Origin of the sequence: Mesorhizobium sp. M7A.F.Ca.MR.176.00.0.0 (assembly GCF_004023165.1) — a bacterium.
Lineage (GTDB): Bacteria > Pseudomonadota > Alphaproteobacteria > Rhizobiales > Rhizobiaceae > Mesorhizobium.
Window position 1 is genome coordinate 1 of sequence record NZ_RZTC01000151.1, and the last position, 10,802, is coordinate 10,802.

The window sequence follows — 10,802 nt, forward strand, 5'->3', positions numbered from 1 at the left end:
GAAAAGCAGTAAAGCCAGCCAACCGACAAACCCCAGGTCGACGACTGAAGCTTACGTTTTTCCCGGACTTGACGACATTTTCTGTCGCCAAAAGCCCAAGTTTTTTGTGAATCGGTCTTGTGTGCGTCCCGGAATTCTGCCATAAAAATTTAGGACAGTAGTGCTGTCTTATTTTGTCGCACAAAACGAGCCGGATTGGCGTATCATTGGGCCTCTCCGGCTGTTGCCGCGAGCGACAGGTGGACAGCCAGACTCTGGCCTGTACGATTACCAGATGCGATCCATGCGGAAAGCCGCCTGGTTCGGCAAGGATTTCGCAAGACGTGCCACAAGGATCAGGGTGAGCCAAGCGCTTGCCGAGGCAAACCAGCGCCTGAATGGCTGGGAATGGAGGACAGGAGATGACGGACATGACGCACTCTGCGACGAACGGCCAGGCCGCGCAGACGAAAGCGGCAACCGTCAAAACCACCTTGCGATCCAATATTAGCCGAACCGCCAACGGCTTTTCCGCCCAGGGCCTCTACGATCCGCGCAACGAGCATGACGCCTGCGGCGTCGGCTTCATCGTCAATATGAAGGGCGTGAAGTCGCATCAGATCGTCAAGGACGGGCTGGCTGTGCTCGAAAACCTGACGCATCGCGGCGCCGTTGGCGCCGATCCGCTGGTCGGCGATGGCGCCGGCGTGCTGGTGCAGCTTCCCGACCAGTTCTTCCGTGAGGAGATGGCGGCCCAGGGCATCGAGCTGCCGCCGGCGGGTCAGTACGGCGTCGGACACTGGTTCATGCCGCAGGACGCGGCCCTTCGCGCCCATATCGAGGACATCATTGTCGAATCGGCGCAATCCGAGGGGCTTCCGCTCATCGGTTTCCGTGACGTGCCCGTCGACAATTCGTCGCTGTCGAAGGCGCCTGACATCGTGGCATCCGAGCCGTTCCACCGGCAGATCTTCATCGGCCGCACGCCAGACATTACCGATGACGAGGAATACGAGGCCAGGCTCTATCTGCTGCGCAAGGTCATATCGGGCCGCATCTACGCCGAGAACGACAACAAGGACATCGGCGCCTATTGCGTGTCGCTGTCGGCGCGCACCATCGTCTACAAGGGCATGTTCCTGGCCTACCAGGTCGGCGCCTATTACAAGGACCTGATCGATCCGCGCTTCGAGACCGCGCTGATCCTCGTCCACCAGCGCTTCTCGACCAACACCTTCCCGTCTTGGAAGCTGGCGCATCCCTACCGCATGGTCGCCCACAATGGCGAGATCAACACCGTGCGCGGCAACAACAACTGGATGGCTGCGCGCCAGGCGTCGGTCGATTCCGAACTGTTCGGGAACAACATCTCGAAGCTGTGGCCGATCTCATACGACGGCCAGTCCGACACCGCCTGCTTCGACAATGCGCTCGAGTTCCTGTTCCAGGGCGGGTACAGGCTCAGCCATGCCATGATGATGCTGATCCCGGAAGCCTGGGCCGGCAACAAGCTCATGGATGCCGATCGCAAGGCCTTCTACGAATACCATGCGGCACTGATGGAGCCGTGGGATGGACCGGCGGCGGTGGTTTTCACCGATGGCCGCCAGATCGGCGCCACGCTCGACCGCAATGGCCTGCGCCCGGCACGCTACATCGTCACCGATGACGACCGCGTCATCATGGCCTCGGAAGCCGGCGTGCTGCCGGTGCCCGAGGAGAAGATCGTCAAGAAGTGGCGGCTGCAGCCCGGCCGGATGCTGCTGATCGACCTGGAGAAGGGGCGCATCGTTTCCGACGAGGAGCTCAAGTCGGAGATCGCGACCAAGCATCCCTACAAGACCTGGCTCGCCAACACGCAGCTCATCCTCGAAGATCTGAAGCCGGTCGAGCCGCGCGCGCTGCGCAAGGATGTCAGCCTGCTCGATCGCCAGCAGGCATTCGGCTACAGCCAGGAAGACACCAAGCTGTTGATGTCGCCGATGGCGACGACAGGCCAGGAAGCGGTGGGCTCGATGGGCACCGACACGCCGATCTCGGCGATGTCGGACAAGTCGAAGCTGCTCTACACCTACTTCAAGCAGAACTTCGCCCAGGTCACCAACCCGCCGATCGATCCGATCCGCGAGGAGCTGGTGATGAGCCTGGTGTCCTTCATCGGGCCGCGGCCTAACATCTTCGACCTGGTCGGCAATTCGCGCCGCAAGCGGCTTGAGGTGCGCCAGCCGATCCTGACCAATGGCGATCTCGAAAAGATCCGTTCCATCGGCCACACCGAGGACCGCTTCGACACCAAGACGATCGACATCACCTATGGCTCGGCCGAAGGGGCCGCGGGCATGCAGGGCGCCATCGACCGGTTGTGCGAGCGGGCGGAGGCGGCGGTCGCCGGCGGCTATAACATCATCATCCTGTCCGACCGCCAGGTCGGGCCGGACCGCATCGCCATCCCGGCGCTGCTGGCTACGGCCGCGGTCCATCATCACCTGATCCGCAAGGGGTTGCGCACCTCGGTCGGCCTCGTCGTCGAATCCGGCGAGCCGCGCGAAGTGCATCATTTCTGCTGCCTTGCCGGCTATGGCGCCGAGGCGATCAATCCGTACCTTGCCTTCGACACGCTGCTCGACATGCACAAGCGTGGCGAACTGCCGAAGGAAGTGGACGCCTACGAGGTCGTTTCGCGCTACATCAAGTCGATCGGCAAGGGCATCCTCAAGGTGATGTCCAAGATGGGCATCTCGACCTACCAGTCTTATTGCGGCGCGCAGATTTTCGACGCCATCGGCCTGAAGACCGATTTCGTGCAGCAATACTTCACCGGCACCGCGACGCTGATCGAAGGCGTCGGCCTGGACGAGATCGCGGCAGAGACGCTCAGCCGCCACAATGACGGTTTCGGCAACGACCCCGTGCTGCGCAACAGCCTCGAGGTCGGCGGCGAATACATGTTCCGCATGCGCGGCGAGGCGCATATCTGGTCGCCCGACGCGGTCGCCACCTTGCAGCACGCCGTGCGCCAGGGGTCGTGGGAAACGTTCAAGGACTATTCCGCCCAGATCGACAGCGAGACGGCCCGCGCCCAGACCATTCGCGGCCTGTTCAAGATCAAGCTGGCCGGAGAGACCGGCCGCAAGAAGGTGGCGCTCGACGACGTCATGTCAGCGGCCGACATCGTCAAGCGGTTCTCGACCGGGGCGATGTCGTTCGGGTCGATCTCGCGCGAAGCGCATACCACGCTGGCGCGCGCGATGAACCAGATCGGCGGCAAGTCGAACACCGGCGAGGGCGGCGAAGAGGCCGACCGCTATCTGCCGCTGCCTGGCGGCGGCAAGAACCCCGAACGCTCGGCGATCAAGCAGATCGCCTCGGGCCGTTTCGGCGTCACGGCCGAATACCTCGTCAATTCCGACATGATGCAGATCAAGGTGGCGCAGGGCGCCAAGCCCGGCGAGGGCGGCCAGCTGCCCGGCCACAAGGTCGACGCGACCATCGCCAAGGTCCGGCATTCGACGCCGGGCGTGGGCCTGATCTCGCCGCCGCCGCATCACGACATCTATTCGATCGAGGATCTGGCACAGCTGATCTACGATCTGAAGAACGTCAATCCGGCGGCCGACGTGTCGGTCAAGCTGGTGTCGGAAGTCGGCGTCGGCACGGTCGCGGCGGGGGTCGCCAAGGCACGCGCCGACCACATCACCATTTCGGGCTATGATGGCGGCACTGGCGCCTCGCCGCTGACCTCGCTCAAGCATGCCGGCAGCCCATGGGAAATGGGCCTTGCCGAGACGCACCAGACGCTGGTGCTGAACGGTCTGCGGTCGCGCGTCGCGCTGCAGGTCGATGGTGGCTTGCGCACGGGGCGCGACGTTATCATCGGCGCGCTGCTTGGCGCCGACGAGTTCGGCTTCTCGACCGCGCCGCTGATCGCGGCCGGCTGCATCATGATGCGCAAGTGCCATCTCAACACCTGCCCGGTCGGCGTCGCGACGCAGGATCCGGTGCTGCGCAAGCGCTTCAAGGGCACGCCCGAGCATGTCATCAACTTCTTCTTCTACGTGGCGGAAGAGGTGAGGGAGCTGCTCGCCGAGATGGGTTACACCCATCTCGACCAGATCATCGGCGACAGTGATCTTCTGGAGAAGCGCGACCTGATCGTGCACTGGAAGGCGCGCGGGCTCGATTTCTCGAAGATGTTCTTCAAGCCGGATGCGCCGCATGAGGCGGTGCACTGGACCGAGCGCCAGAAGCACCCGATCGACGACGTGCTCGACCGCAAGCTGATCGAACTGGCAAAGCCTGCGCTCGAAAGCAAGCTGCCGGTCAAGATCGAGGTCGATATCCGCAATGTCGACCGCTCGGCGGGCGCCATGCTGTCGGGTGAAGTGGCCAAGCGCTTCAAGCACAAGGGTCTGCGCGAGGACACCATCCAGGTGAAGCTGACCGGCACTGCCGGCCAGTCCTTCGGCGCCTTCCTGGCGCGCGGCATCTCGTTCGAGCTTGTCGGCGCCGGCAATGACTATGTCGGCAAGGGCCTGTCGGGCGGCCGCATCGTCATCCGGCCGCCGGAAGAGGCCAAGATCGTCGCCGCCGAGTCCATCATCGTCGGCAATACGGTGCTCTATGGCGCCACCGAGGGCGAGGCCTACTTTGCCGGCGTCGCCGGCGAGCGTTTCGCCGTGCGCAATTCGGGCGTCGCCGCCGTCGTCGAAGGCGTCGGCGACCATGGCTGCGAGTATATGACGGGCGGCATCGTCGTCGTCATCGGCAAGACCGGCCGCAATTTCGCCGCCGGCATGTCGGGCGGCGTCGCCTATGTGCTGGACGAGGCGGGCGATTTCGCCGAGCGCTGCAACATGGCGATGGTCGAGCTGGAGCCGGTTCCGGAAGAAGACGATCTGATGGAAAGGCTGCTGCACCATGGCGGCGACCTCGATCACAAGGGTCGCGTCGACGTCTCCGGCGACATGACCAGCCATGACGAGGAGCGGCTTTACCAGCTGATTTCCAACCATGTGCATTACACCGGGTCGGTACGTGGTCGCGAGATTCTCGACGACTGGACGATTTTCCGGCCGAAGTTCCGCAAGATCATGCCGGTCGAATACCGCCGCGCCCTGATCGAGATGGAGCGCATGCGCATGGGCGTCGCGGCGGAATAGGCTTTGCAATTGCCGGGGAGCCCAAGCTTCCCGGCCCATCTTCATCGACAGTTTGACCTCCGGCGCAAGGTTGCCATGGCTGCCTCAAGGGGTTAACGGGTGCGGCGAAAACCGCACCATCTGGACAGCAGGAACTGGACTATGGGCAAGGTAACAGGCTTTCTCGAAATCGACCGGCAGGTGCACAAGTACCAGCCGGCCTCCGATCGCATCCGGCATTTCCGTGAATTCACGCTGCCGATGTCCGACAAGGAGGTCGAGAAACAGGCCGCGCGCTGCATGGATTGCGGCATTCCGTTCTGCCATGGGCCAACGGGCTGTCCCATCCACAACCAGATTCCGGACTGGAATGACCTCGTCTACAATGGCGACTGGGACAACGCGATCCGCAACCTGCATTCGACCAACAATTTCCCGGAGTTCACCGGCCGCATCTGCCCCGCGCCCTGCGAGGAAGCCTGCACGCTGAACCTCGAGGACATTCCCGTCGCCATCAAGACGGTCGAGCAGGCGATCGCCGACAAGGCCTATGAAACCGGCCATATCAGGCCCTATCCGCCGGAGAAGAAGACCGGCAAGCGCGTCGCCGTCATCGGCTCCGGCCCTGCCGGCATGGCGGCTGCCCAGCAGCTTGGCCGCGCCGGCCACGATGTCCATGTCTACGAGCGCGAAAGCCGGCCCGGCGGGCTGATGCGCTACGGCATTCCCGACTTCAAGATCGAGAAGCACTATATCGACCGGCGCATCGAGCAGATGCAGGGTGAGGGCGTGACCTTCCATTGCGGCGTCAATGTCGGCGTCGACAAGCCGGTTGCCGAGCTGCTCGCCGAACATGATGCCGTGCTCTATTGCGGCGGTTCCGAAACGCCGCGCGCGGCCGGCATTCCCGGCGACGATCTCGGCGGCGTGCATGACGCGATGCCCTATCTGGTGCAGCAGAACCGGCGTGTCGGCGGCGAACCGATTCAGTCGGTGGCATGGCCGTCGCATCCGATCATCGCCGGCGGCCAGCATGTCGTCGTCGTCGGCGGCGGCGATACCGCCTCCGACTGTGTCGGCACTGCTTTTCGCCAGGGTGCGGTGCGCGTCACCCAGCTCGACATCCGTCCGCAGCCGCCGGAGAAGGAAGACAAGCTTTCGGTCTGGCCCTATTGGGCGACCAAGATGCGCACCTCGTCCTCGCAGGCCGAAGGCGCGGAGCGCGAATTCCAGGTGGCGACACTCGAATTCATCGGCGAAGAAGGCCAGTTGACCGGCGTCAAGTGCTGCGAGGTCGATGACAAGCGCAAGCCGATCGCCGGTACCGAATTCGTCATTCGTGCCGATCTCGCTTTCATCGCCATCGGCTTTGCCGGGCCGGCCGCGGCCGGTGTGGCGAGAGAATTGGACGGGCAGATGAAGATCGCCACCGACAGCCGCCGCTCCAGGAATGTCGAGGCCAATGACCGCGACTACCGGACCAGCGTGGACAGGCTCTATGCGGCCGGCGACGTGCGTCGTGGCCAGTCGCTGGTCGTCTGGGCGATCCGCGAGGGCCGCCAGGCGGCACGCTCGATCGACGAGGCACTGATGGGGTCAAGCGTTCTCCCGCGCTGAGCCCAGGAGCGTGCGGCGATACTAACGATTGATCGCGGTCGTGGTATCGGTCGCGGCCTTTGGCGGCCATGAGAAATCGTCGGCGCGGCCGGGCGATGCAATCGGTGCCTTGCCCTCGACCACAAGCTTTTCACCGGGCAAGTCCGGATTGGCCTTCGCCGGCGGTGTCGCGCCCAGCAATTCGGAGCCACCGTCGAGTGCCGGATCGCTGAGCAGCATCGGCGCGGTGCGGTCGATAACGATGGGGGCCGCGGCCGGCGCCGGCGCCTCGACAGGTGCGCCCGCCGGAGCGGACGGTGTAATCACGCTTCCAGGCGCGGTCAGGCCGAGGATCTTCAGCAGCGGTTTTTCGGTGTAGAAGGCGAGTTTGCGCTTGCCCGCCCTCGAGACGTTGATGCCGTCATCGGCGCGCAGCCGCACCGGTTGGCCGTTGATGTCGGGGCCGCTGGTGACGAAAGCACCGTTCTCATCGACGAAGCCGTCCCAGACGTCGACGAATTCACCGCCATGGCTTTCAGCGGCCTGATGATAGATGTCGTTGAAGGCCAGCATATCGGAGGTCATCTTCGACACCCGGAACGCCGGCATGCCGACCCAGAGGAAGGGTACCTTTGCCTCCGCGACAGCTTTGCCGAACGCCTCGGTCCGGCGCTCATATTCCTTGGTCCAGGTTTCAGAGCGGGGCTGCTCGCGCACGTCGCCCACCTTCATCTGCTGGCGGTCGTTGGAACCCAGCATGACGATCACGGCGGCAGGTTTTTCGGTCTCGATCAGCGATTTGATCTGTTCGGGCCAGTTGTAGAAATCATCGCGTACGAAGCCGGACGAGCCATTGCTGCGAACGACGATCCTGACGCCGGTATTCTCGGCAAAGGCGGTGTCGAGGCCTTCGGCGGGGCCGGCCGCCATGAAGTCGCCGACCACCAGGACGGTGCGGGCGTCCGGTGCCTTGTCGACCACCGGGATTTCCGGTTCCGCGGGCGGGCGCGGGGCGCGGGGTTTTTTCGCCTTGGGCCTGGGCCTTGCCTTCTGGATGTCCTGCGGTGGCTCGATGCGCTCGCTGCGGCGCGGAAACAGAAGGTCGCGCAACGACCAACCGCGGTTTGGCTGCTCCTGCGCCAAGGCCGGCGCGTGAAAGGCGCCAGCCACGCCGACGGCGAGCACGATCACGGCCAGAATGAGCACCGGCATGCGACGGACAAGCCCTGCGATGCGCGCAGCCGAAGCCAATCGTTTCCTCCATCCCTTGGCGCGGTCCTGCCGAAAAACCGCATCGATTTCTCGGCAAATGCCGTGCCAACCAGATTGCTACAGCGTCCTTTGCGCGACCGAAAGGCCGCGCGGCACCGCAGGCGGCTCTATTTCTGCCGGAGCCACTTCAGCACTTCCATGCTCGGGTAACCGTCCTGGGTCAAGCCGGCCTTCGCCTGGAAGGCCAAGATGGCTGATTTCGAGCCGTCGCCGATCTTGCCGTCGAACTTGCCGTCATAAAGGCCATGTTGGGAAAGCCGCTGCTGCAGCTCCTGCCTTTCCTCGAAAGTGAGCTTGGTGAAAGGCCGCTTCCAGTCCTGCACGAGACCGCTGGAGCCGGCGATTTCGTCGGCAAGAAGGCCGACGGCCAGCGCATATTTGTCGGCGTTATTGTAAGCTTTGATGACCGTGAAATTCTTGATCATCAGGAAGGCCGGCCCGTTGCGGCCGTCCGGCACCTTCAGCGTCGCCTTGTCGGAGCCGTTCTTGAACGGCTTGCCGTTGGCCCTGACCACGCCGAGCGCCTGCCATTGCGACAGTGTTTTCGAGCCGCCGGGAAGCTTTCCAGCGGGCAAAGCAACCTCGTAGCCCCAGGTTTTGCCGGCCTGCCAGCCATTCTTCTTCAACAGGTTGGCTGAGGTCGCCAGCGCATCGGGAATCGAATTCCAGATGTCGCGTTTGCCGTTGCCGTCCATGTCGACGGCATAGTGGAGATAGCTGGTCGGGATGAACTGGGTATGGCCCATGGCGCCGGCCCAGGATCCGCTCAGATGGCTTTCGTCGATGTCGCCGGTCTGCAGGATCTTCAGCGCGGCGACCAGCTGGGTGCGGGCGAATTTCGCCCGCTTCGGATCGGCATAGGCCAAGGTCGCCAGCGAGCGCACGACATTGCGCATGACGTCGTCGCGCTTGAGGATCTCGCCATAGTTCGATTCCATCGACCAGATGGCCAGCAGGATGTAGCGGTTGACACCGAACCTGGCCTCGATCCGGTCCAGCCACGGCTTCCATTTCCTGGCCATCTGCTGGCCGACGGCGACCGACTGGTCATGGACGCGATTGTCGAAATAGTCCCAGGCAGGGGCCGTGAATTCAGGCTGCGTACGCGCCTTCTCCAGCACCACCGGATCGATATCCCTGATGTTCCTGAAGGCCTGGTCGTAGAGGGCGCCGGAAACGCCGCTCTGCACGGCGGTGGCGCGGAAGCCGGCGACCCACTGCCGGAAACCGGCATCGGCGAAAGCGGGGCCAGGCATCAGCAGAGCGAGCGATAGGCTGGCTGCCGCCATGACGCTGGTAAAAATTTTTGCGGCATTGCGAACGGACATCTTTTCCTCCTTCTCTGTCTCAGGAAAGACCATTCATCGCCGAACCAGGTTAGGAATTAGTTTACCATAGGCGCCACCGGGAACGAAAAGACGCTTCGAAGCTTTACCGGTGGACATTCCTCTCAGTTGCCCAGTAGTCCCGAATTCCGGCGTGAAAATGTCTTGGAACGGGGATTGCGGAGCTGGCCCTCAAACGGATAATTGAAAGCATGAAGAGAGTTCGCAAGGCAGTCTTCCCGGTCGCCGGTCTCGGCACACGGTTTCTCCCGGCCACCAAGGCTGTCCCCAAGGAAATGCTGACCGTCGTCGACCGGCCGGTGATCCAGTATGTGGTGGATGAGGCACGCGAGGCCGGCATCGAGCATTTCATCTTCGTCACCGGCCGCAACAAGGCCGTCATCGAGGACCATTTCGACATCCAGTTCGAACTCTATGACACGCTGGCCCAGCGCGGCAAGGACGACCAGCTCGCCCGCCTGCAACGGCTGCAGCCGGCGCCGGGGCAGACCAGTTTCACACGCCAGCAGGTGCCGATGGGACTTGGCCATGCCGTCTGGTGCGCCCGCGAACTCGTCGGCGACGAGCCCTTCGCGCTGTTGCTGCCCGACATGATCATGCAGTCGGAGAAGAGCTGCACGAAGGCAATGGTCGAGCTCTACGAGGAGACCGGCAACAACATCATCGCGGTGCAGGAATGCGCTCCCGCCGAAACCCACAAATACGGCATCGTCGGCCGCGGCGAGGACACGCATCACGGTTTCCGCATCACCGAGATGGTGGAAAAGCCGAAGGCCGGCACCGCGCCGTCCAATCTTTACATCAACGGCCGCTACATCCTGCAGCCGGAGATCTTCAAGATCCTTGAAGGCCAGGAAAAAGGCGCCGGCAACGAGATCCAACTCACCGACGCCATGCTGAAGCTGGAAAAGCAGCAGCCTTTCTACGGCTACCACTATCGAGGCCGCACGTTCGACTGCGGATCGCCGGAAGGCTTCGTCGAGGCCAACGTCGCCTTCGCGCTGTGGCGCAGCGACATGAACGAGAACATGGCCGGTGTGATCCGCACGCTTCTCGATGAGATGAAGCCATCCGAGCGCCGCGGCGCCGCATCTTAAGTCGATGTCGATGTTCAGCCGGTCCGCGGAAGGGCCGGTCTGATCTCAACGCACGTTTGGCACGCAAGCCCTCAGCGCTGCACTTTCACGCCGAGGAAGATGCTGTTGGCGGTGTAGTCCCGGCCCGGCAGATTGCTGGTCAGCTTCTCGGTCCTTACCCTTGTGGTGAGGCCGGCGTAGCGGTTCAGCCACCAGGTCAGTCCGGCCTCGGCGCTCAACACCCTGTCATGGCCATCGATGCCGATGTAATCACGCCAGTCGAGGCCCAGAGCCGCATTGGCGGTGAGGTTGGCGCGAATCTGGCGTTCGCCGGTCAGGCGACCGGAATAGAGGATGTCGCCGCTTTCGCCTGATGTGGTCGTGGGCTCGACGGT

General features: G+C 63.3%; 6 protein-coding genes. 3 read left to right on the forward strand and 3 right to left on the reverse strand.

The window, feature by feature from the left end:
• The first annotated feature begins 401 nt into the window (after nucleotides 1-401).
• Nucleotides 402-5,138, forward strand: a complete 4,737-nt coding sequence (gene gltB / locus EOB59_RS31095) for a glutamate synthase large subunit (protein WP_128290015.1) — start codon at nucleotides 402-404, stop codon at nucleotides 5,136-5,138.
• 141 nt (nucleotides 5,139-5,279) lie between these two features.
• A complete protein-coding gene (locus EOB59_RS31100) occupies nucleotides 5,280-6,734 on the forward strand; it encodes a glutamate synthase subunit beta (protein WP_023810073.1) in 1,455 nt (484 codons plus the stop codon).
• Between the two features lie 21 nt (nucleotides 6,735-6,755).
• On the opposite strand, the gene EOB59_RS31105 is transcribed toward EOB59_RS31100, so the two are convergent.
• Both EOB59_RS31105 and EOB59_RS31110 read right to left on the reverse strand, forming a co-directional pair.
• Entirely contained in the window at nucleotides 6,756-7,964 is a 1,209-nt protein-coding gene (locus EOB59_RS31105; RefSeq protein ID WP_128290016.1) for a DUF459 domain-containing protein, read from the reverse strand.
• Between the two features lie 128 nt (nucleotides 7,965-8,092).
• Complete coding sequence (locus EOB59_RS31110; RefSeq protein ID WP_127381663.1) at nucleotides 8,093-9,313, reverse strand: lytic murein transglycosylase; 1,221 nt, start codon at nucleotides 9,311-9,313, stop codon at nucleotides 8,093-8,095.
• A gap of 209 nt (nucleotides 9,314-9,522) precedes the next feature.
• On the opposite strand from EOB59_RS31110, the gene galU reads away from it, so the two are divergent.
• Nucleotides 9,523-10,428 (forward strand): UTP--glucose-1-phosphate uridylyltransferase GalU, encoded by a 906-nt coding sequence (gene galU / locus EOB59_RS31115; RefSeq protein WP_127270261.1) that lies wholly within the window; start codon nucleotides 9,523-9,525, stop codon nucleotides 10,426-10,428.
• Between the two features lie 71 nt (nucleotides 10,429-10,499).
• On the opposite strand, the gene EOB59_RS36900 is transcribed toward galU, so the two are convergent.
• A partial coding sequence (locus EOB59_RS36900; protein WP_245486830.1) for an outer membrane beta-barrel protein occupies nucleotides 10,500-10,802 on the reverse strand: 303 nt, incomplete at its 5' end.

Coding starts and splice junctions, on each gene's coding strand:
- gltB (WP_128290015.1), top strand. CDS start 402: ATGACGGACATGACGCACTCTGCGACGAACGGCCAGGCCGCGCAGACG.
- EOB59_RS31100 (WP_023810073.1), top strand. CDS start 5,280: ATGGGCAAGGTAACAGGCTTTCTCGAAATCGACCGGCAGGTGCACAAG.
- EOB59_RS31110 (WP_127381663.1), bottom strand. CDS start 9,313: ATGTCCGTTCGCAATGCCGCAAAAATTTTTACCAGCGTCATGGCGGCA.
- galU (WP_127270261.1), top strand. CDS start 9,523: ATGAAGAGAGTTCGCAAGGCAGTCTTCCCGGTCGCCGGTCTCGGCACA.